Below are 25,842 nucleotides of genomic sequence, written 5' to 3'. Positions count from 1 at the left end.
TAGCGGCGACTCCGGATCAAGCCCAGTGGACGTCAGCCAGCCGACCGATTGAAGCCGCGCGCTGCAGCGTCGCGCGCCTGGCTGGCGGTCAGTAAGGCGGCACCAGCAGCGCCTCGATCTCGGCGATGGCTTGTTCCGACAGGGCTCCGGCCGTCGCTTTCAGCAGCAAGGTATTGACCAGGGACTCGTAGCGCGCCTGCGCCAAATCGCGCTCGGCCACAAACATCCGCCGTTCGGCGTCGAGGACGTCGGTTGTCGTCCGAATACCAGCCGCCATGCCGCGCTTGGTCCCGGTGACGGCCACCTGGCTGGCAGAGACTGCCTTGTTGTACGCGGCAACCCGGCTAATCGCGGTCTCGACGGCGAGAAACTGGCGCTCGACCTCAACCAGAACCTCGTTGACGGCAACCTCCAACTCGGCCTGCGCGCGACCACGGTTGGCGACTGCCTGCTCGGTGAGCGCGTTCACCCGACCGCCGGCGAACAGCGGCACGTTGAGCTGCACGCCGTAAGTCCTGATCGAGCTCTTCTGGTTGAGCGTCGAAATCGTCTCGTTTTCGGCTTTCATGGCGCGCGCCACAAAGTCCAGTTGCGGCAGGTGACCCGCACGATTGCGGTCGACTTCCAGGCTGGACAGCTCGAGCACCTTGCGCCTGGAGCGAATCTCGGGACTATTGTCCTGGGCCAGCGCAGTCCATTCGTCAAGGCCGCGCGGCTCGACGCCGGTGGGGATGAAATCCTTGCGCAACACCCACAGGTCGCGCATCGGTTTGCCGGTGAGGCCTTCGAGGACGCGCTTCGTTACGGCAACGCGGTCGAGCGCCTCGGCACGACCGGCACGGGCGAACTGCAGCCTCGATTCGGCCTCGGCGATCTCGGTCACCGTTCCCTCGCCACCGCGCAGCAGGCGCTGCGCGAGTTCACGCTGCGCGCCGTAGGCGGCAATTTCGGCGTCGGTCAGGGTCAGCTTTTCCTGCGCCAGCAAGACCTCGAAATAGGCGCTGGCCAGCTTGCTGGCGAACTCCGCCTCTTTGCGGTCAAAAACGGCATCGCTGTACGCGGCCTGGACGCCACCCTGCTGGTAGCGCACGTAGCTGTCGTAGTTGAACAAGGGCTGCCGTAGCACAATCGCCGCCTGCTTGTCGTTGTAGTCGAGCGACTGCGTCACATCGACCACCGTAGACTCGCGGTCACCGGCGTTCTTGGCATAGGAACCGGTAATCGAAAGCGTCGGCAACAGGCCGGCACGACCGATGTCGACCGCATACTGGCCGGCATCTCGTTCGTAGCGAGCGGCCCTGAAAGCGGGGTCGTTTTGCCGCGCCGCGCGATAGGCGTCGAGCAGACCGGCGGCGAACACCGCCGACGAAGACGACAGCAGCGCGCAACACGCCAGCCTGGCAAAGCAATTTCGCACGCTCACTCCTCGGTCAACGCCGAGTTGAAGCGATCGTGCAGCGGCTTGAACAGATAGTTCAGCATCGTCCGTTCGCCGGTCCTGATGAATACTTCGGCAGGCATGCCGGCCTTGATCTCGTGCAACTTCAGCTTCTTCATGCCCTCGGCGGTGACCACCACCTGGCCGCGGTAGAACGGCGGCACGCGGCCTTGCGGATCGACCGTGGCGTCGGCGGCGACCTGGATGAACTCGCCGGGAATCTGCGGCGTCGTCTTCTGGTTGAACGCCGGAAAGGTGATTTCGGCCGGCAGACCCAGCCGGACCTTGTCGATCAAGGTGGTGGCGATCTGGACGTCGATGCGCAGCGGCTCGTTCTTCGGCACCACGTCCATCAGCGGCGTCCCCTGCGCCAGCACGCCGCCAACGGTGTGCACGGTCAATCCGACGATAATTCCCTCGGACGGCGCGCGCACGTCGGTATTGGCGAGTTCGAAGGCCAGCCCCTTGATGCGACTGTCGAGACTACTGGCCTCCTTCTGCACTTCGACGAGCGCGTTCTCGACTTCCTTGTGGTAGTCCTGCTGGCGCGCGATGATGCGCATCCTGGTTTCGCCGATTCCCTGCTGCGCACGCCCGAGATTGCCGAGATCCTCGGAAATCGCACCGCTGAGTTGCGCCAGCAGGCGCTCTTGCTCGGACAGGCGATTGCGTGCCAGATAGCCCTCGGCGGCCAGTTCCCGCAGCCCTTTGAGCTCTTCCTTGAGCAGCGCCGACTGTTCTTCCTTGGCGCGACGGGCCGCATCCAGGCCCTTGGCGTACGACTGCAAGCCCGCCAGGGTGCTTTTCAAGGCGCCCAGCTCAGCCTGCAAGCCGGCTTGCCGTGACCGCAACAACTGGCTCTGGACGGCCATCGCGCTGGCCGCTCGTGGATCGTCCTTTTCTTTCAACAGCTCGTCGGGAAAGGCGATCTCCGACAGCCCCTGGACGTCGGCCAGCAGGCGCGCCTCGGCGGCTTTGACAACCAGCCATTGGCTGTACGCCACCTCGTACTGCGAGCGCGCGGTCGTCGGGTCGAGCCGCACCAGCACGTCGCCGCGACGAACCTCGTCGCCATCCTTGACCAGGATCGCTTCGACCATCCCCGGGCTGAGGTTCTGTACGGTCTTGCGATTGCCGGTGACGACCACTTGGCCGCTGCTCGGCACGCCCTGGTCGAGCGGCGCCAGGGCGGCCCAGAGCATGAAGCCGCCAAAACCGACGGCGAGCACCAGCCAGCCGATGCGCGAGGCGCGAGCATGGTTGATATCGAGCGTCGCCGCCGCTTCGCCGTCCTGGCCGCTGCCGATCGGGTTGACGTCGGTGACCTCACTGTCGACCGTACGCCGGCGTTGAAAAACGTTGTTTGCCATTATCGAGTCTCGCCAATCATGCGCCGACAACCGGCACCGATGGCAGAGCACCAGTCGCTGCCATACGCTGAGCCGAGCCGTTCGCCGCCTGCGCGCGTCCGGCACCGGCGGCGTTCGTCGCGTTCTGCGGGCGCATCGCCTCGAGCACCTGGTCGCGCGGACAGTGTACCTTCACTGTCCCCTCGTTCATCACCAGAATGCTGTCGGCGACGGCCAGCGTCGTCATCCGGTGGGTAACGATGACGACGGTCCGCTTTTTCGCCTTCAGGCGCCGGATGGTCTCGGCGAGCGCCGCCTCGCCGAGGTCGTCAAGGTTGGAGTTTGGTTCGTCGAGAACAATCAGCGCCGGATCGCCATAGAGCGCGCGCGCCAGAGCAATGCGCTGCTTCTGGCCACCCGAGAGCGCACTGCCGGCGTCGCCCAGAGGCGTGTCGTAGCCATTCGGCAGCAGCAGAATCAGCTCGTGCACACCCGCCGCCTGCGCCGCGGCGAGGACTTGGTCGGCGTCGACCTTGCCGAAACGGGCAATATTCTCGGCGACGCTGCCGTCAAACAACTCGATGTCCTGTGGCAGATAACCCAGATACGGACCGAGCTCGTCCTTGTTCCACTTGAAGATCTCCGAGCCGTCGAGGCGTACCGAACCGGCCAGTGCTGGCCAGATCCCGACCAGCAAACGCGCCAGCGTCGACTTGCCGGACGCGCTGGGGCCAATGATCGCTACCACCTCACCGGCCTTGAGCTTGAAATTGACGTTCCTGAGGATCAGCAACTTGCTTCCCGGTGCGGCGGTGGCGGCATTCTCGACGAGCACGTCGCCGAGCGGCCTGGGCAAGGGCATCCCGACCACGCGTGCCGGAAAGACGCGCAGCAGTTCGCTCAGCCGCTGATACGCGGCACGCGCCGAAACGAGTTGCTTCCAGTTACCGATCAGCGCCTCGACCGGCGCCAGCGCCCGCCCGACCAGAATCGAGCCGGCAATCATCATGCCCGCCGTCATCTCGCCCGCGATGGTCAACCAGGCACCGTAGCCAAGCGCCAGCGACTGCAGCGAGATGCGTGCAAAACGGGTCATGGCGTTGAGCATGCCGGCGCGATCGCTGGCCAGCGCCTGCTGCACCAGGAACTTCTGATGCAAACTGAACCAACGGCCACGAATCGCCGGCAGCATGCCCATCGCTTCGATCACTTCGGCATTGCGCAGATGGCTGTTGGCTTGCGCGTTGGCAGCGATACCGAGTTTCTGGGCCTCAGCGAGCGGCGCTGCCGAAACGCGTTCGTTGATGATCGCCAGGGTCACCAGCAACAGCACTCCGATCAGCGCGAAAACTCCGAGATGCGCGTGCAGCATGAAGATGACCAGCACGTAGATCGGCATCCACGGTGCGTCGGCCAGAGCAACCACGCCGGCGCCGGTCAGCGTCTGCCGCATCGACGCCAGATCGTGCAGAGCCTGCGCCGGGTTCTGGCCGGCGTGACGCAGGTTACGTTCGAAAGTCGCGTCGAAGACGCGGCTGTTGATGTCGAGATCGAGACGCGCGCCGATACGCACCAGGACCATAGCTCTGATCCACTCGAGCAAAGACATCAGCGCCAGCAAGCCAACGGCGATCAGCGTCAACATCATCAGCGTCGTCTCATTGCGACTGCCGAGCGCGCGATCGTAGAGCTGCAACATGTAGATTGACGGCGTCAGCATCAGCAGATTGGTAAATAAGCTGAAAGCGCCGACGGTGATGAACGCTCGCCGAAAAGACAGAAGCGCCCGCGCCAGTTCGGGGCGCTGCAAGTGATCAGTCATCCACGCTGTTCCTGCCAAGTCACGATGTCATCCATACTGGAACGGAATACCTGCCTTGCCGCCGGGCCCGGCAAATTGCCACGCCGCCCGCGCCACGCTGACGGCATCGACGAATAGAAGAGTTCGCGATAATGACATAAGCCGTGTGGATGAGCCAGTTCAACAACGCAGCGATCAGGGTGGATTTGTCCTCTCAGGCAACGCACGGGCAATCAAGCAGTTAGTTCTTCCCCCTGGACATCTGCGCCGGAAGTCCGTATAAATGGCGCATGGAAAGCGTTCTTGGTGCATTGCGTGTTCGCTTGGTGGGCAAGAGCGAAGAGGCTCGCTATCGGGAGTTGATGGCAGAGCATCACTACCTGGGCGACCTGGCGAAGATCGGGCACACGCTTTGGTACGTGGCCACCTACGGCGAAAAGTGGACGGCCCTGCTGAGTTTCTCTGCGGCGGCCTGGAAATGCGGCGTTCGTGACCGCTGGATCGGCTGGGACTATCGGCATCAGTACGATCGCTTGGGCCTGGTCGCCAACAACAGTCGCTTTCTGATCCTTCCCGATTGGCATTACCCCAATCTCGGCTCCAAGGTGCTCTCGCTGTGCGAGCGACGGGTCGCCGAGGATTGGCAGGCGCATTTCGGGAAGCCGCTGTTACTGCTGGAGACCTTTGTGGACCCCTCGCGCTTCCAGGGGACCGTCTATCGCGCCGCGAACTGGACGCCTCTGGGGCTGACGCAAGGCTTTCGCCGCACCCGAGAAGGCTACAGCGCCCACCCGACGTCGCCCAAAGTTGTCTTTGTTCGCCCCTTGCAGGCGGACGCTCGCGGCCAACTTTCCCGCTCGATACTCAACCCCCGCTATCGCACAGGAGCGCCCAGGATGATGCTCACCGCCGAACAGATGCGCACGCTTCCCGATTTCTTTGCCGGCATCGCCGACCCGCGGCGCGCGCAAGGAAGGCGTCACCCCCTTCCTGCCGTTCTGGCCATCGCCACGGCGGCGGTCTTGTGCGGAATGCGGGGCTACAAAGCCATCGCCGGGTGGGCCAAAGACCTCACACCGAAAGCACGCGAGCGTTTCCGCTGTCGTCGCGAGAAGGGCGTTTACCGCGTACCCAGCGAGTTCATCATTCGTGACGTCCTGATCCGTGTCGATCCCATGGCGCTCGATCAAGCGTGTCAGCAGTGGAACAAGGCCTATGCTCAAGACGACCCCAGTCTGGCGGTCGACGGCAAGACCATGCGCAATGCCCATGACGAGCACGGTCAGCAAGCACACATCATGAGCGTGGTCGGGCATCAGACCGGCGTGTGTCACACCCAAAAAAAGTCGGCACCTTGCCCGTAAATGGCGGGGACGAGCTCAAGCAGACCAATGAAATCGGGATGTTCATACCCCTGCTCGATGCGATCGATATTCAGGGCAAGGACATCACCGCCGACGCGCTACTGACACAGCGCAAGCTGGCGACCTACCTGGTGGAGCGCAAGGCGCACTATCACTTCACGGTCAAAGGCAATCAGCCAACACTGCAAGCCGATATCGCGCTCCTCTTCCAGGATCGGAAGGGGGCAGACTTCGTGGCGGTTTCGCCACCTGACCATGGTCGGATCGAGACTCGGCGTATTTGGTGCAGCAATGCCCTCAACGCCTATCTCGACTTCCCGTATGTCGGCCAGGTGTTCTTGATCGAGCGCGAAGTGCTGCACAAGAAGAGCGGCAAGCGGACGCACGAAATCGCTCTCGGGATCACCAGTCGCCCTCCAGAACAGGCCAGCCCACAGCAAATCCTCGCCATCAATCGCGGCCATTGGTCGATAGAGAACCGCTGTCACTACGTCATCGACTGGAACTACGACGAGGACCGTAGCCGTATTCGGACTGGTTACGGACCCGAGAACATGTCACGCCTGCGCCGCTTTGCCGTCGGAATCCTGCACCACTTCTCCGACGGCAAAACCAGCATTTCCGAAAAAATGCGCCACCTCAACCGCAACATCCGATTGGTCTTCGACTACCTGCGCATGACCAAAAATTCTACAGGCCACGTATCACCTTGATCCCGGCACGAGAACAAATTTACCGTGAGGCAGCGATTTCCGGCAGCTGAAATTCTTGCCGACCGCTGCGCGCGAATCTAGCGCATTCGGAGCGGCACTGAAGAGTGGGCCACCAACAGGCGCGCCTGCGCCGGAAGGCTTGAAGGAGCGCATTCCAGACCTGGCTACGCGCCCCTCCGGGAACGACAAGTCGCGTTGCGGCACGCCTGCGCCACGCAAGGGACTACCGGCGGCTAGCCAGCACCAATCTGCGATAACGTCAGTAAAGGCGCGGCGAGCACGAGCGCGCTGCACAGCACGATGAAAGCCCACCACAAGGCGGTGGGTCGAAGCACCGCGAAGGCGAGCAGGGTGGCGAGGCCGAGCGCCACATGCACACGGAAATTCCGTTCCTCGGTCCACGCCAAGCCGATGCCGACGAGAGCATTGCGTAGTTTCTTTGCGAAGGACTGGTTTTTCATGGTCCTGGCCCTTGCTGGCCACACAGCCATGCGAGGTCGCTGTGGTCGCCCGGGTCAAGCAGCCACAACTGCCCACGCAGGGTGGATTTGTCCTCTCAGGCAACGCACGGGCAATCAAGCAGTTAGTTCTTCCCCCTGGACATCTGCGCCGGAAGTCCGTATAAATGGCGCATGGAAAGCGTTCTTGGTGCATTGCGTGTTCGCTTGGTGGGCAAGAGCGAAGAGGCTCGCTATCGGGAGTTGATGGCAGAGCATCACTACCTGGGCGACCTGGCGAAGATCGGGCACACGCTTTGGTACGTGGCCACCTACGGCGAAAAGTGGACGGCCCTGCTGAGTTTCTCTGCGGCGGCCTGGAAATGCGGCGTTCGTGACCGCTGGATCGGCTGGGACTATCGGCATCAGTACGATCGCTTGGGCCTGGTCGCCAACAACAGTCGCTTTCTGATCCTTCCCGATTGGCATTACCCCAATCTCGGCTCCAAGGTGCTCTCGCTGTGCGAGCGACGGGTCGCCGAGGATTGGCAGGCGCATTTCGGGAAGCCGCTGTTACTGCTGGAGACCTTTGTGGACCCCTCGCGCTTCCAGGGGACCGTCTATCGCGCCGCGAACTGGACGCCTCTGGGGCTGACGCAAGGCTTTCGCCGCACCCGAGAAGGCTACAGCGCCCACCCGACGTCGCCCAAAGTTGTCTTTGTTCGCCCCTTGCAGGCGGACGCTCGCGGCCAACTTTCCCGCTCGATACTCAACCCCCGCTATCGCACAGGAGCGCCCAGGATGATGCTCACCGCCGAACAGATGCGCACGCTTCCCGATTTCTTTGCCGGCATCGCCGACCCGCGGCGCGCGCAAGGAAGGCGTCACCCCCTTCCTGCCGTTCTGGCCATCGCCACGGCGGCGGTCTTGTGCGGAATGCGGGGCTACAAAGCCATCGCCGGGTGGGCCAAAGACCTCACACCGAAAGCACGCGAGCGTTTCCGCTGTCGTCGCGAGAAGGGCGTTTACCGCGTACCCAGCGAGTTCATCATTCGTGACGTCCTGATCCGTGTCGATCCCATGGCGCTCGATCAAGCGTGTCAGCAGTGGAACAAGGCCTATGCTCAAGACGACCCCAGTCTGGCGGTCGACGGCAAGACCATGCGCAATGCCCATGACGAGCACGGTCAGCAAGCACACATCATGAGCGTGGTCGGGCATCAGACCGGCGTGTGTCACACCCAAAAAAAGTCGGCACCTTGCCCGTAAATGGCGGGGACGAGCTCAAGCAGACCAATGAAATCGGGATGTTCATACCCCTGCTCGATGCGATCGATATTCAGGGCAAGGACATCACCGCCGACGCGCTACTGACACAGCGCAAGCTGGCGACCTACCTGGTGGAGCGCAAGGCGCACTATCACTTCACGGTCAAAGGCAATCAGCCAACACTGCAAGCCGATATCGCGCTCCTCTTCCAGGATCGGAAGGGGGCAGACTTCGTGGCGGTTTCGCCACCTGACCATGGTCGGATCGAGACTCGGCGTATTTGGTGCAGCAATGCCCTCAACGCCTATCTCGACTTCCCGTATGTCGGCCAGGTGTTCTTGATCGAGCGCGAAGTGCTGCACAAGAAGAGCGGCAAGCGGACGCACGAAATCGCTCTCGGGATCACCAGTCGCCCTCCAGAACAGGCCAGCCCACAGCAAATCCTCGCCATCAATCGCGGCCATTGGTCGATAGAGAACCGCTGTCACTACGTCATCGACTGGAACTACGACGAGGACCGTAGCCGTATTCGGACTGGTTACGGACCCGAGAACATGTCACGCCTGCGCCGCTTTGCCGTCGGAATCCTGCACCACTTCTCCGACGGCAAAACCAGCATTTCCGAAAAAATGCGCCACCTCAACCGCAACATCCGATTGGTCTTCGACTACCTGCGCATGACCAAAAATTCTACAGGCCACGTATCACCTTGATCCCGGCACGAGAACAAATTTACCGTGACTGCCCACGGGTGAAGAAACGGCCGCCCATCAGGTAGCTGCCGACCATCGGCGCGAGCAATGGTCGCAGGCAAGCGTCTAATCGCTGTCCAGGGCTCTTGAGCGACTCGACGAAACCTTCAGCCGCCGCATCCACGTCAGGCAAAATCGTGTGCAACACGCCCCAGTGAATGCCATCGTATTCGCGCACCACGCCGACGAATAGACGATCCTGGCCGATCCGGTAAGGCGTGGTCCAGACACGAACGGTCGCCACCACTTTCTTCTCTGCCTGTTGAAGCGGCCGTTCGAACGCCAGGTCGTTCATCTGGCCGTTCCAGAAAGCCGGTGCCAGCGGTGCCGTGGTGTAATCCAGGCCTTGCCGGGCGAGACGCAGCATGTTCTGCGCATCGGCTTTGTCGGCGGCCAGCCATCCCGACCGACGCAGGCGGGCGGACAAGGCATCGGCGTTCGCTTCGATGATGGCGAAGCTCAGCGCTTGCTCGGGCCGGCCAAGCATCGTCAGCGTGCTGGCGAGCGCCTGGCTGCGCAACAGCTCGGCGAGCGGGCGATCGAGCTCGATGCTCAACTCGGTCACCTGCGCAACCGCCGGCAGCCTGCGGGTAGACGCATAGGCGAGGCACCCGACAGCGGCGACAAACGCGAGGCCGCGAGCCGCCGTCCTTCGCCACGGGACGCTCGGAGCATGCCAGCTGATGCGGCCGCTGGCAGTCAGGACCTCGCTCAGGCTGATGCCGACAATCAGCCAAAGAGTTCCAATCAGGTAGCCCGCCCAGACATCGCTCAGATAATGCACGCCGAGCACGATGCGGCTCAGGCCGACCAGCACGATCAGGGCACCGGTGGCAAAGAATAGCCTCACCTGTGTCTTCCACGTCGAGCTGCCGCGGATCAAGAGATAGCCCAGGAAACCGTAGACGGCAACGGCTGCGGTGGCGTGCCCACTCGGGAAGGACCAGGACGATTCGAGCAACAGAGCCGCAACCGGCCGAGGTCGCTGAAAGGCCAGTTTGGCCAGCGAGCTGAACGCCGTTGCACCAAGGCTGGACAGCAGCAAGCCCGCGACAGCGTAGTTCAGGTTCGCCAGCCAGAGCACCAGGCAGGCCACCGCGAGTAGGGCTCCGACGACCGCTGGCTCGCCGAGGCTGGTAATCCACAACGCCGGGGAGACGACCGCGGGCGTGCGAAACGCTGCGATCAACTGGGCAGCGGCATGGTCGAGCGCGACGATTGGGTCGGAGTTGACAACGTCCTCGGCAATGCCCGCGAACAAGGCCAGGGCGAAGGCAAATGCCAGTACCAGAAGCGTCAGTGGCAGGCCTTTGAAATGGGCACGATCGACACGCTCGACGAAAAAACGGACGCCATCCGGATGGCGGCGCGCCAGTCGGCGCAGATAGCGATTGCGGGCCAGGCCGGCCTCGATCGAGCGCGCGAGCGAAACCGCCACCTGCAATACCGCTCCGCCATGGCGCACGGCGAAGCGCTGCAAGAGCCACAGCGGCGCCCAGACCAGCAAGACGACGACGAGCGCCATCCCCGCTCGTGACATCCACGCCTGCGCCAAATTGAGCGACTGCCCAAACAAGTAACCGCCACCGACCCACTGCAGGCCCCAGCCGATGGCACCCAGGACATTCCAGAGCATGAACGTGTAGCGCGGCATGCCGACAGTGCCAGCCACGAATGGCGCAATTTCCTTGACGCTCGGGATGAAGCGCCCGAGAAAGACACTCTTTGCGCCATGCCGATCGAAGAAGCTGCGTGCCTTCCCGAAATGATCTGGCGTCAGGAAGCACACGCCATCACGCAGCCACCTGTTGCCATAGCGTTGGCCCAACCAGTAGTTGAAATTGTCGCCAAGGACAGCGCCGGCGACCGCAAACCACAGCAGATCGCCGAAATCGAGATGGCCGCTGGCCGACAGGGCGCCAAGCATGAGCAAGAGAGTCGAACCGGGCAGTAGCAAACCAAGCACGAATGCTGTTTCGAGCAAGGCGGTAAAGAAGGCCAGCCAGTAAGCGAGCAAATGGAAGTGCTCAAGGGACGGCAGGATAGAGGCGAAGAGTCTTTCGATCATTGCCGCACGCTAGGCATTGCGCATTCGCATGGCTGGCTGCCAGGCCAGACCCAGGAGTGCAAGGGCGGAAAACATCGCGCCTGCATAGAAGGTAAATGACGCGCCGAACCGATCCCACAGCAGCCCCGCCAGCACGCTGGCCGGCAGCATCGCCAGTCCGCTTACCAGGCTGAAGAACCCGAACGCCGTGCCGCGCAAGTCGGCCGGAGCGGTGTCGGCAACCATCGTCGCCAGCAAGCCTTGAGTGATGCCCATGTGGATGCCCCAGAGGGCGACACCGGCAAGCACGACAGCCCAGTGGACGCCGCTGGCCAATACCAAGTCGGCGGCGATCAGGACGATCATCCCAAGTGCCAGCAGCTTCTTGTGGCTCAGCCGATCGGAAAGCCTGCCAAACGGGTAGGCCGACGCGGCATAGACGACATTCATCGCCACCATGAGCAACGGCACCAGGGCCAGCGGTATGCCGCTCTGCTGCGCACGTAGAACGAGAAATGCCTCGCTGAAACGAGCCATGGTGAACACGGCGCCGATGCTCACGACCCACCAATACGAAGCACCCAGCCGTTTCAGGTTCTCTCGCCGAATCGGATTGCTGCGCTTCGCCGTCAGTTCAGATTTCCTGATCTCGGAGGAAACCGGGTTGGCACTTCAGACAAGAGTGAAGGTCATTCTTGCCCCGGTTTCCGGATGCGGAAAATCTTGCAGGGTGAGTTCCTCGAGGAGCGCGGCGATAGCGCGATCATGAGCTGGGCTGGCCATCCGGTGAATTTTGATGGTCAGGGTGTTGGCTAGCGCGTTCGGTTCGATGTCAGCGGAAGAAACGAACAATTCGCGAATGAGCGCACGTGCGTCGTCCTCCTTCTTCAAGTGGCGGCGCAATAGCGCCACCATGGCGGTCTCGGCCCGGTAGGCGACCATTTTCACGGTATCGCAGAGCATCTTGTTCAGCGGCGGCAGTTGGGTCGGTCGCTCGGCCTCGGGCAGACTGTCGATCGTCACCTTTCGGGGGCTTGCCTTGCGCGCCGCGCAAAGTCGCTTGAGCTCCTCCTGAACGGCCTGCAGTGCTTCGACAGACTCGGCGTTTTTCTGGATTTCGCCGCCGTCGTTCAAGGCCGTCCTGGCGATTGCGGCCTGCAGTTTTCTTTCGCTCTGGCGGGTTTGCCTGACGGCCTTGTCGAGTTCCCGCCAGCGGGGGTTAACGACCTGGTGAGTGCCGGGAAGAGAGTCGTCTCCGTACTCGATAAGCCCATCAATATCATAATGTTCCATCATGTACGCGAAGTAGTTTTCCTGGCACCAACGGGCGAACATCCGCCCAGCGATGGTGGTGTTTCCGAGTTGCCGGGCGGTCGTGATCACGGCTGTTTGATGTCCCGTCTGGGTCAGCCGACGAACTTCGCTCACGGCCAGGCTGCCATCGCCTGTGCCGAGTCGGGTTTCGCGCATGGCGAGTTTCATCCCGGTGCTGCCGCCTGCCGGCAGATGGACTTCCTGTTCCTGAAACACCTCTTCGGACCAGAGGTCCTTGACGTTCTTGCGGTAGGTCAGTGCGCCGATGCGCTGTTTCCAGAGTCTGCCGAGGAGACTCTGGGTGGCCCCTTCCCGATCGAAGACCATGACAAACCGGTGCAGGGTCGGGTCGGCGTCCAGTTCGGCCGGCGTCGGCTGTCCCGGGACAATCTCCAGCAGTTGGGGGACGATGTCCTTGAGCAGGGTCTCGGCGAGTCCGTCATTGAGCGGCTGCGAAACCACAAAGAACGGGCGACCCAGGGCATCGTTAACCCAGTAGTCGGTGGTGCCCCGCAGGCACAGGCGTTCGCGCGAGACGTAGCGCTTCGACAGCCTGGCCTGCTCGCCGTGATACACCCGAACATGACCATCGACATACAGGTAACCCGCTTCTTCTGGCTCGCTTTCCATCCAGAGCTTCGCGAGATCCCGCATCCAGGCTGCCGGGTCACCCGTCTTGGCCAGCAGATGGACCTTTTCCCGCAGGGTGCGGACTTCCGGTACCCGGTCCAGGCCGATGACTTTGCCGAGTTCTCCGGGCGAGGTTTGTCGCAGATGTTCCGGCCGCTTGATTCGCCCCAGGGCCATGAAGCCGAGGACGAGAAGGATGTGCAAGGCGCTGTAGAATCCCCGGGGCAGCTTGAGATGGCGATCCAGGCCGGTCAGTAGCCCGTTCGCGCACAAGGCCGGCAAGCCGGCCAACAGCCCCCCCATCGCCACATCGTGGCTCGCTTCGAAGCGCGTCGTCGCACCGGTCGCCAATCCCAGCGCCGTTTGGATCCGCTCGTCGGCGCGCGTGCAGGCGGTGCCCATCCCCGCGGCGGCTTCCGCATCCGCCCGGCTGCGCTCACTCTTGGTGCTCGCCGCTTCCAACTCCCCTGCCTCTTGCGGCAAGGCGGCCAACTGCGGCACGCCCTGGCGCCGGATCGCCTTGCGCAGCGTCCACTCCTGGACGCCCACCTGCCGTGCCACTTCGGCAGGACGCTTTCCCTCGCTCAACAGCCGCGCGCATTCGGCACTCTTGTCCGGCGTCATGATCCGCGGCCGGCTCGCCGCCGCCGGTCGAAAGAAAGACGATGGCCCGGCTTTGCGGCTTTGTCCCACCCAGTTCATCAGCGTGCGGTGCGGGATGCACAGCGGTGGCCTTTCCAGTTCGACCGCCTTGACGTGCCCGTTCTCCATCAGGCTGGTCAGAGCGAACCTGCGGCCAGCGTCGTCTCCTACGGGGTGCGAGAAGTAATTGTCTCCCCCAACAAAGTAGATCGCTTGGCCATCCTTCTCCAGAATCGCCAACCCTTCTCCCACTTTCTGCGCACCATCCGGAAACCCTGGAAGCCACGATTGCCTCAACGTCTGCTCCTCCTTGCACTCCTAGCGAAGCTTGGTTTATGCCATAAGAAAATCATGGCCGTCAAAATAAAGTGCCACGTGCAATTCCGGAATTCTATCTACATTCCCGGCCGGGATCAGGAAATCTGCAGTTGGTGTTCAGGTTCGCGCAGGCCGAAGAACAGCAGGGCAACCGCCATCAACCCCGGGATCACCGCCACCCAGAACACCGCGCGGAAATCGTTGGCCCAGATCAGCATCAGGCCCACCGCCAGCAGAGGGCCAAGAAATGCGCCCACGGTGTCGAGCGACTGACGCAGGCCGAACGCCGCGCCGCGCAAATGTGCGGGTGCGATATCTGCCACCAAGGCATCGCGCGGTGCCCCACGGATGCCCTTGCCAGCGCGATCGAGCAGACGGGCTGTGAGCACGAGACCGGTCGACGAAGCGATGGCGAACAGCGGCTTGGTCAGCGCTCCAAGCGCGTAGCCAAACACGGCCAGGCCCTTGCGTTGGCCAAGATAGTCGCTCAGTGCGCCCGAGAAGATCTTGACGATCAACGCCGTAGCCTCGGCCAAACCTTCAATCAGGCCAACCACGAAGGCACTCGCCCCCAAGCTTGTGACCATGAACAGCGGCAGCAGGCTGTGGATCATTTCCGAAGAAATGTCCATCAACATGCTGACCAAGCCGAGCACCCATATGCCGGGTGGGATTCGACGTGACGGCGCTTCGGCGATCATTTTTTAACCGCTGAGGCCAGGGTCGCAATGCTCGGCCACGCTGTCCGACCAAGCCCTCGCTTAGCGCTGAGTGATCGTGTCGGCATTTCGCCCCGATCCGCGGAAGGAGACCGTCACGCGCAATCCAGAGGACTGGGCGACGTCCGTGTAGTCCAGCGCGAGCGAAGCTGCGCAGCGATCAGTGATCGCCTTGACAATCGAGAGCCCGAGTCCCGAGCCGGATTCGTCACTTCCCAACACCCGGTGAAACGGCTCGAACACCAGTGCCCGCTCGCTCGGAGCGACCCCGGGCCCGTTGTCGCTGACCTCTATGACAGCCCCCTCTCCTTCGACGGCGCTGGGCAGGTCGAACCGGCCACCCGCTGGCGTGTAGTTGATTGCATCGTCCACGAGATTCCGCACCAAGGTCATCAGGGCATGCAAAAGGGCGAATTCGCGCCCCGACAAAGGCACCGTCTTGCCGTCGACAGCGACTGCTTTTGCCACCGCGAACGATGCGCTACACCTGCAGGCCATCTGTCTTCGGCAAACCACGATCGAGCAGTACGATATCGTGGTGATGAACTATGCGGGCATCAATCGCCACCTGTCCGTCGCGTAGCCAATCGACGGCATGGGCCGCGTCCTGCAGCGCCGCTGCCACGGCTTCGCCCATCATCCGATCGTCTTTGACAAGCAGAAGTCGCATCGCACCCCCTGCGTAAAACGCTTCAGCGCGCACCCGAGCGCCCGGCAAAGACCATCATGCCAGAAGGCCTGCACCCGGGCGACAGACTCCTTCCGAAAATCGTCAACGGTGTGCGTTGAAACCGACGGCGGCGGACGTAACACCCGTGCATCAATGAGCTCGCTGGGCGGGGCGTTGCTTGAACAGCAGGAGCATCGACAAAACGAAGGCGATGAGTACTGCCGATGCGCTATACCGGCTCAGTGCGAGGCCACCGGATGCTAGCGGTTTGTCGAGCAGGTCGCCGACTACCGCGCCAAGCGGCCGGGTCAGGATGAAAGCGGCCCAGAACAGCGCGGTGCGCGAAATTTGCGTCCAGAAGTAAGCGGCGGCCACGCCCCCCAGGAGGGCAGAAAACACCAGCGCGCTGCCGGTATAGCCCAGCCCTGCCGTGCCCGCGGTCCAGTCTCCGAGCGCGGTACCGAGCGTCTGCGAGAACATGATCGTGATCCAGTAGAACATTTCTGCTTTCGGTGAGCTGATAGCCTCGACGGCGACCGAACCCAAGGTCCGGTACCAGAGTGCGAGCGAGGCCATCAGCAGCGCCAACAACAGCGTCGAGCCACCGGCATAACCGATGCCCAGCGAGCGATCGGCGAAATCGGCCAGTGTTGTTCCCACGGTAGTGGTCGCGATGATGGTCGTCCAGTACAGCAGCGGGTGGAAATTCCGGACCTTGATCTGGGCGATCACGGCGGCCAGAAAAATCACCGCGAAAATGACCGTTCCGACCAGATAGCCCAGGTCCATCGACATCGACACCGCGTCGCCGGCCGTTTCGCCGAGAGTGGTCGCGGCGACCTTGATGATCCAGAAAAGCAATGTCACTTCGGGCACTTTGCTCAAAGCGCGTTCAGTTGTTGTTGTCATGCTTGCAAATTCTCCTTGCTGGACGGTTGTCGTGTTGATCAAGCCGGCTCGGCCAGACGACGATCGGTCGCCGCAGGAGGCGCCGAACGGACGGGCCAGAACATCGGCGACCGAGAACGCCGCTACCGCGCGGCAGCTGCGGGCGCGGCGAAAAGCCGAGCGTTCAATCCTTTTCGTCGTGCTCTTCGTCGCGGCCTTCGTGGCCTTCGCGGCGGTCGGCCAGGTCCTCGGCCGACGACAGGATGGTGCCCTTGTCCGCATCGACCTTGACGTCGAAGACCTTGGCACCGGCGACAACCTCGACTTCATAGATCGCGCCCTGTTTGGTGTGCTCGAACTCGGCCTGGCTGGCCTTGCCGTTGTGCTGCTTCTCGGCAATGCTGATTGCCTGAGCGATGGGGATTTTTGCCTGGTTGATCGCCAGGGCGTCGTTTTCACCGGATTTCGCGGCGTAAGCGGCGCCGCCAAGGGTGGCGATTGCCGTGGCGAGGATCGCCAATTTGGTGGTCTTGTTCATGTTCGTACTCCTTTTCGCTGCACGCAGAAAGTTGCGTGATGCAAAGAGTACGCAGCCAGACTTAGCTGGGACTGAGCAAACGCCGCGCCAGAGTCAGACCGACGACGACGGCGAGACGCTCACTGGCGAGTCGGCATGGCGGCCAGGACCGTGTAGCAATGGCGCCCGTTGGCAGCGTCCCGAGCGGTCAGTCGTGCCGGCAATCGTCGGGCGCAACAAGCGAAGAGTCGTGCTCCGACAGCCGCCAGGCTCGCTGGCTTGGTCCGCTGACCGCCGACGCTCGGGCTCAGCTTGGACCGACGTTCGCGGCGCGCGCGCGTAGCTCGTCGAGTTCTTCCAGCATGTCGGCAAACAAGGCCGCCAGCTCCGGCACGGCGTCGAAATCACGCTCCAGTTGGCGCATGCGCCGCACCCGCACGACGCTGGTGCTGGCAAAACACCACACGCCGGCAACGCTCTCGGCGTGCGGAATCAGTCCCTCTTCCAGGCGGCAGCGTAGCCAGTGCGTTTCGACAGGGCACGCAGCGGCAATTTGTTCGAGAGTCAGCCAGCTGTCTTCGATCGGGCTACCGGTCAGGATCTCCTCGTCGCGCATCGCTCATTCCCTCCCCTGCGAACGCGGGTCGAATGCCAGTTCCCGCGCCATGGTTTCATAGAGTTCTCGCGCCCTGGCCGTATCGGCTGGCGGTAGCCGTACCTGGATGTCGAGCAGCAGATCGCCCGGCGAAGCGCCCGGAATTCCCTTGCCGCGAACCCGCAATTGCCGTCCGCTCTGCGTGCCTTCCGGGATGCGTACCTTGACGCCGCCTTGCGGCAGGTCCACCTCGACCGCCGCGCCGAGGGCCGCCTCCCAGGGGGCAACGGGCAGCGTCAGATGCAGGTCGCGCCCGTGTGCACGAAAGCGCTGGTGCGGCCGGAACTGGACCTCCAGCATCAGGTCGCCGGCCGACGCGCCACCGGATCCGGGCGCGCCCTGACCGGCCAGACGGATGATCTGGCCGGCGTGCACACCTTCCGGAATCCTGACGTTCAAGTTGCGGGTCGCCAACGTCACGCGCCCCTGCGCGTCGGTCTTTGGCGCGCGCAAGGAGATTTGCCGGGTCGCACCGCTGAAAGCGTCCTCGATGTCGAGCAGCACCTTGGCGTGATGATCCTCGCCACGCGCCTGGAATTGCGTCCGCTGCCCGCCCCCGAAACCGCGCGCACCGCCGCCCGTGCGACCGAACATTTCCGCGAAGAAGTCCGAGAAATCGGCGCCTTCGCCGGGCGCCGCGCCGCGGCCCGAAAACTCGAAACCGGCGTCCCAGTCAGGCGGCGGGCGGAACTCCTGCCCAGGCCGGTAGCCGCGCCCCAACTGATCGTAGGCGGCGCGCTTTTCCACGTCCGAGAGTACGGCGTTGGCCTCGTTGACGTTCTTCATCTGCGCTTCCGCGTCGGCTTCCTTGGAAACGTCCGGGTGATACTTGCGCGCCAGCTTCCTGTAGGCCTTCTTGATTTCGTCGGCCGTGGCGTCGCGCGCGACGCCCAGCGTCTGATAGTAGTCCTTGAATTCCATGATCGATCCCCGCTCCATCCTTGCAATCGGCGAACCATAGCAAATGGTGGCGACGGCGTCCGATATCAAGATATTGAAGTCGCGCAAAAAATCCCCAATTTGTCAGGGAAGCGCCAATCCTGGCGCCCTGAGCCAAGCGCATGGAGGATTCAACATGATGTACCGCTCTCTCTTTCCCCGCGACGTGTTAGCCGAGCTGGATCGGCTGCAGCGTGAAATGCAGCAGGGTTTCCGCGTGTCCCCGAGCATTCGCGGTGTTGCCCGCGGCGGCTTCCCGGCGATGAACGTCGGTGGCACCGCCAGCTCCGTCGAGGTCTATGCCTTCGCGCCGGGAATCGACCCGGCGACGCTAGACGTGCAGATCGAAAAAGGCGTGCTCACCGTCGCCGGCGAGCGCCAGCTGGAACAACCCGGCGAAAAGGCAAGCGTCCATATCGACGAGCGCTTTGCCGGCCGTTTCCGCCGCGTCGTCACGCTACCCGACGACATCGATCCGAGCGCCGTCGAAGCCCGGTATCGCGATGGCGTACTGCGCATCAGCATCGGCCGCAAGGCAGACACTCAAGCACGCCGCATCACCATTCAGTAAGGAGGATCGAAAATGTCTGAAACCAACACTGTCAGCAAAGCCGACAGCCGCGACGACGCGGCGCTGCTGCCGCCGGTCGACGTCATCGAGGATGCTTCGGGAATCACGCTCTTTGCCGACCTGGCGGGCGTGCCGAAGGACAAGCTGCAGCTGCACGTCGAAGGCGACACCTTGACCATCGAAGGCGAGGTCGACCTGGAAATTCCCGAAGGCATGGAGAGCAGCCACGTCGAAGTCGGCCGGCCGCGTTACCGGCGGGTGTTCACGCTGTCCAGGGAACTCGACGCGAGCAAGGTCGCTGCCGAGTTCAAGCACGGGGTCTTGAAGCTCGTGATCCCCAAGGCCGAGCACGCGCAAGCGCGCAAGGTGCAGGTCAAGGTGCTGTAAGCCACAAGGGCGGGGGGTACGCCCCCTGCCCTGCCGGCCATCCTGGCGGCAACGACACGACCCGCCGCGAGCCGCCACAGCGGGCAATCGGCGAGCGCTGCCGGTAGCGTTCCCGCCGCGCTGCCGCTCAGCAGAAGCGCAGGCGTCACCGCATTCCTGGCGACGATATCGATAATTTTTCCAGCTGAGCCGCTGGCAAAACGCGCACTGATCAGGCAGCGCCAGAAGGTGATTCAGACGAACTGCCAGGTCCGCTGACACCGAAGCTGGAGAAGCTGCAAGGGCGGAACCAGCTGGGGCAGCATCAGCTCGTCATTGCGAACGAAGTGAAGCAATCCAGGGGTTCGCAACGGCCGCGCCAGCGCCGTCGTCGGAGGCGACCACTGGACTGCCGCGTCGCTACGCTCCTCGCAGTGACGGGGATCGACGGGGCTCAACGGGACTCGACGGTATGTGGGGAAGCGTTGGCCAGGCGGGTTTAGCGAACGCGGCGAAGTCAATCGACGGCGTCGGGTCATCGTGGCGAACGGCGCGAAGCGCTCCAGGCGGGCCGCCGCATCAGCTCGTCATTGCGAACGGAGTGAAGCAATCCAGGGGTTCGCAACGGCCGAGCCAGCGCGGTCGTCGGAGGCCACTACTGGACTGCCGCGTCGCTACGCTCCTCGCAGTGACGGGGCTCGACGGTGCTCAACGGGGCTCAACGGTATGTGGCGAAGCGTTGGCCAGGCGGGTTTTGCGAAATCTCGACCTTGGCGGTGGAAATTTCCATCCGGGAGATGGAAGCTTCCACCGTCGACATGGAAACGTCTATCGCTGGGATAGATCGTTCCATATTTTTCATCGATCGCTCTATCGCCGAGATGAACCGTTGCATCTTTTTCATCGATTTTTCTATCGCCGAGATGGATCGCTCCATCTTTTTCATCGATCGTTCTATCGCCGAGATGGACTGTTCCATCTTTTTCATGGATCGTTCTATCGCTGGGACGGATCGTTCCATCTTTTTCATGGAACGATCCATCGTCGGCATGGCGTCTTGTATCTCCGGCATCGATTGATCCGTCCACCGCATTGGCCATACGCTCCGGTGTTTCCCCGGCGCCCGCGGGGATAGGCCCACCAGGCAGGCTGGCGAGCGCGTCGAGCTCGTGCTGGATTGGCACTGGCTCAGGGGGGTGGGTCATGAGAATCGGTGTCGGGCGCTATAGGCTCTCAGAATCAGCTTGCGAAAAAGCAAGGTTGCCGCCGACGCGAAGTCGCCGGAAACTGGCGGTGGCGGCTCCATGATGCTGCAATTCCCTGGCGATCCGCCTGGCCGGCGCGTCAATCCGAGGGTGGCGCTGGATTGCCGCATCGGCTTTGCCTCCTCGCAATGACGGCGTCGGTGCATGCCGCGAGTCCGCCGTGGCGCCCGGCAAGCCTCGCCTGCGCGTCGCCGAGTTGCGCCGCCGACGCTTCAGCCTGGCGCTTCAGCGCCTGCCAGGCCGCCGGCGAACTTTCACCATCGGCCCGTCCGGAGAGGAATCGGGCCGGATCGCCACAGGTGAATCGCTGCAGGGATCGCCCATTGTGTAGGCACACTCAGCCGGACCTGCCGCTGCCAGAGGATCCGGGTGCTATCCACAGGCCTGTCCCACGATCTTTCCACAGCTCTTGGGGATGATCTTGCTATCCACAGCTTGTGCACAAGCTGTGGATAACCGAGGTGCTGTAAGCCCTGCCAGCAATCAAGCGCCAGCGGCAGCGATACGACGCGCCGCGACCCGCCACCGCCTGCCGTCGGCGAGCGCTGCCCGCTGCATTCCCGCCACCGCTGCCCGTCGCGCTGCAGTTGCCGCCCACCACCAGCGCGGGCGCCACCGCATTCCTGGCGAAGATGTCGATAATTTTTACAGCGGCCGCGGCCGTGCCCCATCAAAAACAGGCTAAACATTTGTTTTTGAGTGCATAAGACGTTGCGGCCCGCTTTTTGCTCTGAAGGCTTACCGCCAACGCGTAAAAGGTCGCACTGAAATGGAAACCGATCGCGCATTCGCCACCCGTATGGTGGAGCAGGTTCAGCATATCGAGCACTATCGCCAGGAAGTCCTGCGCGTCGAAGGTCGGGAACTCGACGGCGATAGCGCCGCGCTCGAGTGGATCACGCGTTTCGCCGCGCACTTCCCATCAATCGAGTGCTACCACAGCCATTGAGCTTCGCCGCTTGCCGACGCCGCTCAACGGTGGCTCAGCTCTCGTCTCCTGCTCATCCCGGCGGCACGCGCCAGCAGCGAGGCGAGATGTCGTCGAGCGTGTAGCGTTTGCCACACGAAACCGTACATTCGTCGGCAAGAGAAACAAAGCTGACCATTTTTCAAGGGCTTAGATCCTGGCACTGACCTTGCTTAACTGTCTGCAAGGAGATTGCCATGAAGCAGCCGCCATCGGTCACGATCAACGACACCACCCTGCGCGACGGCGAACAGTCGGCGGGCGTGGCCTTCTCGCTGGCGGAAAAGCTGCAGATTGCTCGCCAGCTGGCGGCGATCGGCGTTCCCGAACTGGAGATCGGCATCCCGGCGATGGGCGAGGAAGAGCGTGACTCGATACGCGCTGTAGCCGCCCTGCGACTGGCGCCACGGCTGATGGTCTGGTCCCGCATGCGCGCCGCCGACATCGCCGCCTGCGCCGATCTGGGCGTCCAGCGGGTCGACATTTCGATACCCGCCTCAGACCAGCACCTGGCCCACAAACTCCGCCGCGACCGCGCCTGGCTACGGCGCGAACTGCCCCGCTTCGTGGCTGACGCGCTCAGCCTCGGGCTGGAAGTGTGCATCGGTTGCGAGGACGCCTCGCGGGCCGACCCGGACTTCCTCTGCGCGCTCGCCGAAACGGCCGAACACGCCGGCGCCCGCCGCCTGCGCATCGCCGACACGCTCGGCGTGCTCGAACCCTTTGCCACCTTCGCGCTGGTCAGCGCGCTGCGCCGCAACTGCGGGCTGGAAATCGAAATGCACGCGCACGACGATCTCGGCCTGGCGACGGCCAATACGCTGCTCGCCTGCAGCGCCGGTGCGACGCACGTCAATACGACGGTCAACGGGCTCGGCGAACGCGCCGGCAACGCCGCTCTCGAGGAAGTGGTGATGGGACTCAGAAAGCTCTACGGCATCGAAACGGGCGTCGATCTCAGGGGTTTCCCGGCGCTCTCCAGCCTGGTTGCCAGCGCCTCGGGGCGCGCCGTCGCGTGGCAGAAGAGCGTCGTCGGCGCCGGCGCTTTCACGCACGAGGCGGGTATCCACGTAGACGGTCTGTTGAAGAATCCGGACAACTATCAGGGCTTCGACCCGCAGGAGGTCGGCCAGACGCACCGCATCGTACTCGGCAAGCATTCGGGATCGCGGGCGGTGCTGGCGGTCTATGCCGGCCTTGGCATCAGCCTCGCCGAGGCCGACGCACAGGCGCTGCTGCCACGCATTCGCCACTTCGTCGCGACCAACAAGCAGGCGCCGGAAAGCGCCGACCTACAGCTCCTGCTCGGTTCGACGAGGACTGCCGAGCATGCCTGACGCGCTGAACATGACGATTGCCGACGCGGCCGCACCGGGCCTGTGGACGATTCTCAAGGAAGACCTCGGCTGCGTCTTCCAGCGCGACCCCGCGGCGCGCTCGAAGCTGGAAGTGCTCGCCACCTATCCCGGTGTGCACGCGCTGCTGGCGCACCGGATGTCACACCGTCTGTGGCGATCCGACTGGCGCTTCAGCGCCCGCTTGCTGTCCTTCGTCGGGCGGACGCTGACCAACGTCGATATTCACCCCGGCGCGAGCATTGGCCGCCGCCTGTTCATCGACCACGGCGCCGGGGTGGTGATCGGCGAGACCGCCAGAATCGGTGACGACGTCACGCTCTACCACGGGGTGACGCTCGGCGGCACCTCGTGGAACAAGGGCCGGCGCCACCCGACGCTGGCCAACGGTACGATCGTCGGCGCTGGCGCGAAGATTCTCGGTCCGATATCGATTGGCGAACGTGTCCGCGTCGGCGCCAACTCGGTGGTCGTCAAGAACGTTCCGGCGGACAGCACGGTGGTCGGCGTGCCCGGCCGCGTGGTCGCCACGCGCGGCGGCGGCCAGCACCCCGCGAACGGCATCAACCTCGATCACAACGTGTTGCCCGACCCGGTTGCCAAGTCCATCGCCTGCCTTGTCGAGCGCATCGAAACGCTCGAGCGAGACCTCGCTGAACTGCGCCACGAACCGCCGCCAGCCGAGCGTAGCGGCCAATGTGGCAGCTGTTCGGCAGGCGACCTGTGCTGCGAACACCAATCAACGCACTGAGACGGCCATGGACCTGCTCGACTTCTCCGACTGCACGCTCTATTTCGAAGAGCCGCTGCCCGCTGCCGCCGAAGAGCTGCTGGCCCAGGCGGCGCACGAATACGGGCAGGCCAGCGCCGAAACGGCGCTGCTGCGGGCCTACCTGCTGGCACTCAAGGCGGCGAGCGTGGTCCTGCTGCGCCTCGGGCAGAACGCGGCATCGCGTGCGCGACTGCGCAAGCTTGCCGCGCTCGACCAGCGCGACCAGTTCGGCGCCGCCAGGCTGCTGGCCGTCGCCGACGCCTTCGAGCAAGACCAGGAACCCCAACTCACCCCTGCCGCCGCCTGAGGAGACACCCATGAATGACCCCCTGCCGCTCACCGAAGCGCTGGCCGATCTGAGCTCGGCCGAAGACTTTCTCGACTACCTCGAAATTGCCTACGACCCTGCCGTCGTACAGGTGAACCGCCTGCACATCCTGCAACGTTTTCACGACTATCTGGCCAAGCAAGCCGCCGAACTGCCGGCCAACGACGAAGAACTCCGCGCCGTCTACCGCTTGTGGCTGGCGCGTGCCTATCAGGATTTCGTCGCTTCCGACGCGCTCACCGAGAAGGTCTTTTCGGTCTTTCACCACGTCGCCAGGGCCGATGGCGGAACGAGCTCCTTCGTCCCGCTCGACAAGGTCTTGCAGCCGTGAGAGGTGCGCGCTGGGACTACGGCGAGCCGGTACGCCTGACGCGTAACGTTCGCAATGACGGCACCTATCCGGGCCTGGACTCGGGCGCACCGCTGGTCCGCCGCGGCAGTATTGGCTACGTGGTCGATATCGGCACCTTCCTGCAGGACCAGATCATCTACGCGGTGAACTTTCTCGACCAAGCCAGGACCGTCGGTTGCCGCGAGGAAGAACTGATCGGCGCCGACGAAGCGTGGGCGCCATCGCGCTTCGAGTTTCGCGACCGCGTCTGCGCCGCCAAGAGCCTGGCGATCGGCGGCGTCGTGCTGGTCGCCGCCGGCGCCGTCGGCGAGGTCGTCAAGGTGATCCGCGATGCGCCGGGCGGCGCCGCGTACCAGGTGCACTTCGACGCCCTGGCCGGGCGCGTGCTGCAAATTCCCGAGGATGCGCTACGGCCGGACGAATTATCTCGAGCGGCAAAGGACAATGACGATGCCACACCCCTACCTTGAGCTGAAGCTCTCCTGGGGACTTTTCCAGAAGACCCCGGACGCTCTCTCCGCAGCCGAACAGACGCGTCTGCTGGCGGTCGCCCGAAAACAACAGAGCATCGAGCAACACCTGCTGGCCAGCGTCGAGGCGGCGTCGGTCGTCGTGCCACGCGCGACGCTGGCCACGCGGCTGGCCGAGATCCGCCAGCGCTACCCGAGCGGGCAGGAGCTGGCCGATGAACTGCAGCGCATCGGCCTCGACGAAGCACAACTGGCGACGGCGGTCGAACGCGATCTACTGGTCGAGGCGTTGCTCGACAAGGTCGCGTCGGCGCTTGCCCCGGTCAGCGCGGTCGATGCCGAAATCTTCTACCATCTGCACCCGAAGGCCTTTGAGCGACCGGAAGCACGCCGGCTGCGGCACATCCTGATTACCTTCGACGACGAACGCGAAAAAGCGCTGGCAGAGGAACAGCTCGAAACGCTACGGCTCACCCTGGAACGTGAGACCGCGAGGCAATTCGGCGCCGCGGCGCGACGCCATTCGCATTGCCCCAGCGCAATGGAAGATGGCCAACTGGGAATTATCAAGCGCCAGCAGCTCTACACGGCGCTTGCAGTGCCGGCCTTCGCGCTCGCCGAACGCGAGATCAGCAAGGTCGTCGAATCAGAGATCGGCCTGCACATCCTGCGCTGCGACGAAATCCTCCCGAACGGCACGCCGCCCTTTGCCGAAATCCGCAAGAAAATCATCAACCGACTGACCGAGCAACGCCGTGCCGAAGCACAACGCGCCTGGATCAAATCCTTGCTAGCCGAAGCCGGGCGAAAGCATCTGCCAGGCAACGCGTAGCCGGGCAGGAGCACCACTCATAGCAGGCCGATTCGTCAGCGCCGCGCCATCTGCGGTGGAAAAAACGACGCCACATGGCAGCGCGCGCTCAGGCCGGACGGC

The 25,842-nt window shown here is 63.4% G+C and carries 26 protein-coding genes and 2 pseudogenes; 13 read left to right on the top strand and 15 right to left on the bottom strand.

The window, feature by feature from the left end:
* Positions 1-88: 88 nt before the first annotated feature.
* The 3 genes from QZ656_RS07780 to QZ656_RS07770 are packed head-to-tail and all read right to left on the bottom strand — an operon-like array spanning position 89 to position 4,609.
* Positions 89-1,417, bottom strand: a complete 1,329-nt coding sequence (locus QZ656_RS07780; RefSeq protein ID WP_291992867.1) for a TolC family outer membrane protein — start codon at positions 1,415-1,417, stop codon at positions 89-91.
* Between the two features lie 2 nt (positions 1,418-1,419).
* On the bottom strand, positions 1,420-2,808 hold the full coding sequence (locus QZ656_RS07775) for an HlyD family type I secretion periplasmic adaptor subunit (protein WP_291992866.1): 1,389 nt from the start codon (positions 2,806-2,808) through the stop codon (positions 1,420-1,422).
* Positions 2,809-2,824: 16 nt separating this feature from the next.
* Complete coding sequence (locus QZ656_RS07770) at positions 2,825-4,609, bottom strand: type I secretion system permease/ATPase (protein ID WP_291992865.1); 1,785 nt, start codon at positions 4,607-4,609, stop codon at positions 2,825-2,827.
* Between the two features lie 269 nt (positions 4,610-4,878).
* Here QZ656_RS07770 and QZ656_RS07765 point away from each other — a divergent pair, with 269 nt between their 5' ends.
* Both QZ656_RS07765 and QZ656_RS07760 read left to right on the top strand, forming a co-directional pair.
* Positions 4,879-5,952, top strand: a complete 1,074-nt coding sequence (locus QZ656_RS07765) for a Druantia anti-phage system protein DruA (RefSeq protein WP_291991588.1) — start codon at positions 4,879-4,881, stop codon at positions 5,950-5,952.
* On the top strand, positions 5,916-6,665 hold the full coding sequence (locus tag QZ656_RS07760; protein WP_291991589.1) for an ISAs1 family transposase: 750 nt from the start codon (positions 5,916-5,918) through the stop codon (positions 6,663-6,665). The genes QZ656_RS07765 and QZ656_RS07760 overlap by 37 nt, the downstream gene beginning before the upstream one ends.
* Positions 6,666-6,898: 233 nt before the next feature.
* Here the strand turns inward: QZ656_RS07760 and QZ656_RS07755 are convergent, their stop codons facing one another.
* A complete protein-coding gene (locus QZ656_RS07755) occupies positions 6,899-7,126 on the bottom strand; it encodes a diacylglycerol kinase (RefSeq protein WP_291992864.1) in 228 nt (75 codons plus the stop codon).
* A gap of 171 nt (positions 7,127-7,297) precedes the next feature.
* Between QZ656_RS07755 and QZ656_RS07750 the strand changes: the two genes are divergently transcribed.
* On the top strand, positions 7,298-8,371 hold the full coding sequence (locus tag QZ656_RS07750) for a Druantia anti-phage system protein DruA (protein WP_291991588.1): 1,074 nt from the start codon (positions 7,298-7,300) through the stop codon (positions 8,369-8,371).
* Positions 8,335-9,084, top strand: coding sequence for an ISAs1 family transposase (locus tag QZ656_RS07745; RefSeq protein ID WP_291991589.1), 750 nt, complete (start codon positions 8,335-8,337; stop codon positions 9,082-9,084). The genes QZ656_RS07750 and QZ656_RS07745 overlap by 37 nt, the downstream gene beginning before the upstream one ends.
* A gap of 19 nt (positions 9,085-9,103) precedes the next feature.
* Here QZ656_RS07745 and QZ656_RS07740 read toward each other — a convergent pair whose 3' ends face one another.
* The 10 genes and pseudogenes from QZ656_RS07740 to QZ656_RS07695 form a co-directional block, all read right to left on the bottom strand.
* Positions 9,104-11,191 carry a bifunctional DedA family/phosphatase PAP2 family protein gene (locus QZ656_RS07740; protein ID WP_291992863.1) on the bottom strand — a complete coding sequence of 696 codons (2,088 nt, stop codon included), beginning with the start codon at positions 11,189-11,191 and terminating at the stop codon, positions 9,104-9,106.
* Positions 11,192-11,200: 9 nt separating this feature from the next.
* A pseudogene (locus QZ656_RS07735) lies at positions 11,201-11,794 on the bottom strand (MFS transporter); the annotation flags it as partial.
* Positions 11,795-11,842: 48 nt separating this feature from the next.
* Positions 11,843-13,996: a helix-turn-helix domain-containing protein gene (locus tag QZ656_RS07730; RefSeq protein ID WP_291992862.1), complete on the bottom strand. Its 2,154-nt coding sequence runs from the start codon at positions 13,994-13,996 to the stop codon at positions 11,843-11,845.
* A gap of 197 nt (positions 13,997-14,193) precedes the next feature.
* Positions 14,194-14,775 (bottom strand): annotated as a pseudogene (locus QZ656_RS07725) (MFS transporter); the annotation flags it as partial.
* A gap of 60 nt (positions 14,776-14,835) precedes the next feature.
* Complete coding sequence (locus tag QZ656_RS07720) at positions 14,836-15,261, bottom strand: ATP-binding protein (protein ID WP_291992861.1); 426 nt, start codon at positions 15,259-15,261, stop codon at positions 14,836-14,838.
* A gap of 13 nt (positions 15,262-15,274) precedes the next feature.
* On the bottom strand, positions 15,275-15,463 hold the full coding sequence (locus tag QZ656_RS07715; RefSeq protein WP_291992860.1) for a response regulator: 189 nt from the start codon (positions 15,461-15,463) through the stop codon (positions 15,275-15,277).
* 150 nt (positions 15,464-15,613) lie between these two features.
* Complete coding sequence (locus QZ656_RS07710) at positions 15,614-16,372, bottom strand: hypothetical protein (RefSeq protein WP_291993212.1); 759 nt, start codon at positions 16,370-16,372, stop codon at positions 15,614-15,616.
* Between the two features lie 163 nt (positions 16,373-16,535).
* Positions 16,536-16,889: a PepSY domain-containing protein gene (locus QZ656_RS07705; protein WP_291992859.1), complete on the bottom strand. Its 354-nt coding sequence runs from the start codon at positions 16,887-16,889 to the stop codon at positions 16,536-16,538.
* A 286-nt stretch (positions 16,890-17,175) separates the two neighbouring features.
* The gene (locus QZ656_RS07700; RefSeq protein WP_291992858.1) at positions 17,176-17,484 is read right to left on the bottom strand and encodes a chaperone modulator CbpM; all 309 of its coding nucleotides are present in this window, start codon (positions 17,482-17,484) and stop codon (positions 17,176-17,178) included.
* 3 nt (positions 17,485-17,487) lie between these two features.
* A complete protein-coding gene (locus tag QZ656_RS07695; protein ID WP_291992857.1) occupies positions 17,488-18,444 on the bottom strand; it encodes a DnaJ C-terminal domain-containing protein in 957 nt (318 codons plus the stop codon).
* A 157-nt stretch (positions 18,445-18,601) separates the two neighbouring features.
* Here QZ656_RS07695 and QZ656_RS07690 point away from each other — a divergent pair, with 157 nt between their 5' ends.
* Together QZ656_RS07690 and QZ656_RS07685 are read left to right on the top strand one after the other, a co-directional pair.
* Positions 18,602-19,033, top strand: a complete 432-nt coding sequence (locus tag QZ656_RS07690) for an Hsp20/alpha crystallin family protein (RefSeq protein ID WP_291993211.1) — start codon at positions 18,602-18,604, stop codon at positions 19,031-19,033.
* A gap of 12 nt (positions 19,034-19,045) precedes the next feature.
* Positions 19,046-19,420: an Hsp20/alpha crystallin family protein gene (locus tag QZ656_RS07685; protein ID WP_291992856.1), complete on the top strand. Its 375-nt coding sequence runs from the start codon at positions 19,046-19,048 to the stop codon at positions 19,418-19,420.
* 653 nt (positions 19,421-20,073) lie between these two features.
* On the opposite strand, the gene QZ656_RS07680 is transcribed toward QZ656_RS07685, so the two are convergent.
* A complete protein-coding gene (locus QZ656_RS07680; RefSeq protein WP_291992855.1) occupies positions 20,074-20,499 on the bottom strand; it encodes a hypothetical protein in 426 nt (141 codons plus the stop codon).
* 934 nt (positions 20,500-21,433) lie between these two features.
* On the opposite strand from QZ656_RS07680, the gene QZ656_RS07675 reads away from it, so the two are divergent.
* From QZ656_RS07675 to nifM, 7 genes are all read left to right on the top strand, one after another.
* Positions 21,434-21,613 (top strand): hypothetical protein, encoded by a 180-nt coding sequence (locus tag QZ656_RS07675; RefSeq protein WP_366522124.1) that lies wholly within the window; start codon positions 21,434-21,436, stop codon positions 21,611-21,613.
* A 215-nt stretch (positions 21,614-21,828) separates the two neighbouring features.
* Positions 21,829-22,968: a homocitrate synthase gene (gene nifV, locus QZ656_RS07670; RefSeq protein WP_291992854.1), complete on the top strand. Its 1,140-nt coding sequence runs from the start codon at positions 21,829-21,831 to the stop codon at positions 22,966-22,968.
* A 10-nt stretch (positions 22,969-22,978) separates the two neighbouring features.
* Positions 22,979-23,737, top strand: a complete 759-nt coding sequence (gene cysE / locus QZ656_RS07665; RefSeq protein WP_291993210.1) for a serine O-acetyltransferase — start codon at positions 22,979-22,981, stop codon at positions 23,735-23,737.
* 7 nt (positions 23,738-23,744) lie between these two features.
* Positions 23,745-24,065 carry a hypothetical protein gene (locus QZ656_RS07660; RefSeq protein WP_291992853.1) on the top strand — a complete coding sequence of 107 codons (321 nt, stop codon included), beginning with the start codon at positions 23,745-23,747 and terminating at the stop codon, positions 24,063-24,065.
* A gap of 10 nt (positions 24,066-24,075) precedes the next feature.
* Positions 24,076-24,417, top strand: coding sequence for a nitrogenase-stabilizing/protective protein NifW (locus tag QZ656_RS07655; RefSeq protein WP_291992852.1), 342 nt, complete (start codon positions 24,076-24,078; stop codon positions 24,415-24,417).
* Positions 24,414-24,908, top strand: coding sequence for a nitrogen fixation protein NifZ (locus QZ656_RS07650; protein ID WP_291992851.1), 495 nt, complete (start codon positions 24,414-24,416; stop codon positions 24,906-24,908). Before QZ656_RS07655 ends, QZ656_RS07650 begins: the two co-directional genes overlap by 4 nt.
* Positions 24,889-25,740 carry a nitrogen fixation protein NifM gene (nifM, locus tag QZ656_RS07645; RefSeq protein WP_291992850.1) on the top strand — a complete coding sequence of 284 codons (852 nt, stop codon included), beginning with the start codon at positions 24,889-24,891 and terminating at the stop codon, positions 25,738-25,740. Before QZ656_RS07650 ends, nifM begins: the two co-directional genes overlap by 20 nt.
* The last annotated feature ends 102 nt before the right edge of the window (positions 25,741-25,842 follow it).

It is taken from the genome of Candidatus Accumulibacter sp. ACC003, assembly GCF_907163085.1.
Classification (GTDB): Bacteria; Pseudomonadota; Gammaproteobacteria; order Burkholderiales; family Rhodocyclaceae; genus Accumulibacter.
This window is presented reverse-complemented; position numbering and strand designations above follow the sequence as displayed.

Excerpts from the sequence above, each read along its gene's own strand:
- QZ656_RS07765 (WP_291991588.1), top strand. The coding sequence starts at position 4,879 with ATGGAAAGCGTTCTTGGTGCATTGCGTGTTCGCTTGGTGGGCAAGAGC.
- QZ656_RS07705 (WP_291992859.1), bottom strand. The coding sequence starts at position 16,889 with ATGAACAAGACCACCAAATTGGCGATCCTCGCCACGGCAATCGCCACC.
- QZ656_RS07675 (WP_366522124.1), top strand. The coding sequence starts at position 21,434 with ATGGAAACCGATCGCGCATTCGCCACCCGTATGGTGGAGCAGGTTCAG.
- QZ656_RS07755 (WP_291992864.1), bottom strand. The coding sequence starts at position 7,126 with ATGAAAAACCAGTCCTTCGCAAAGAAACTACGCAATGCTCTCGTCGGC.
- nifM (WP_291992850.1), top strand. The coding sequence starts at position 24,889 with ATGCCACACCCCTACCTTGAGCTGAAGCTCTCCTGGGGACTTTTCCAG.
- nifV (WP_291992854.1), top strand. The coding sequence starts at position 21,829 with ATGAAGCAGCCGCCATCGGTCACGATCAACGACACCACCCTGCGCGAC.
- cysE (WP_291993210.1), top strand. The coding sequence starts at position 22,979 with ATGACGATTGCCGACGCGGCCGCACCGGGCCTGTGGACGATTCTCAAG.
- QZ656_RS07655 (WP_291992852.1), top strand. The coding sequence starts at position 24,076 with ATGAATGACCCCCTGCCGCTCACCGAAGCGCTGGCCGATCTGAGCTCG.
- QZ656_RS07680 (WP_291992855.1), bottom strand. The coding sequence starts at position 20,499 with ATGGCCAATGCGGTGGACGGATCAATCGATGCCGGAGATACAAGACGC.
- QZ656_RS07750 (WP_291991588.1), top strand. The coding sequence starts at position 7,298 with ATGGAAAGCGTTCTTGGTGCATTGCGTGTTCGCTTGGTGGGCAAGAGC.
- QZ656_RS07775 (WP_291992866.1), bottom strand. The coding sequence starts at position 2,808 with ATGGCAAACAACGTTTTTCAACGCCGGCGTACGGTCGACAGTGAGGTC.
- QZ656_RS07715 (WP_291992860.1), bottom strand. The coding sequence starts at position 15,463 with ATGCGACTTCTGCTTGTCAAAGACGATCGGATGATGGGCGAAGCCGTG.
- QZ656_RS07685 (WP_291992856.1), top strand. The coding sequence starts at position 19,046 with ATGTCTGAAACCAACACTGTCAGCAAAGCCGACAGCCGCGACGACGCG.
- QZ656_RS07695 (WP_291992857.1), bottom strand. The coding sequence starts at position 18,444 with ATGGAATTCAAGGACTACTATCAGACGCTGGGCGTCGCGCGCGACGCC.
- QZ656_RS07700 (WP_291992858.1), bottom strand. The coding sequence starts at position 17,484 with ATGCGCGACGAGGAGATCCTGACCGGTAGCCCGATCGAAGACAGCTGG.
- QZ656_RS07660 (WP_291992853.1), top strand. The coding sequence starts at position 23,745 with ATGGACCTGCTCGACTTCTCCGACTGCACGCTCTATTTCGAAGAGCCG.
- QZ656_RS07770 (WP_291992865.1), bottom strand. The coding sequence starts at position 4,609 with ATGACTGATCACTTGCAGCGCCCCGAACTGGCGCGGGCGCTTCTGTCT.
- QZ656_RS07740 (WP_291992863.1), bottom strand. The coding sequence starts at position 11,191 with ATGATCGAAAGACTCTTCGCCTCTATCCTGCCGTCCCTTGAGCACTTC.
- QZ656_RS07690 (WP_291993211.1), top strand. The coding sequence starts at position 18,602 with ATGTACCGCTCTCTCTTTCCCCGCGACGTGTTAGCCGAGCTGGATCGG.
- QZ656_RS07710 (WP_291993212.1), bottom strand. The coding sequence starts at position 16,372 with ATGACAACAACAACTGAACGCGCTTTGAGCAAAGTGCCCGAAGTGACA.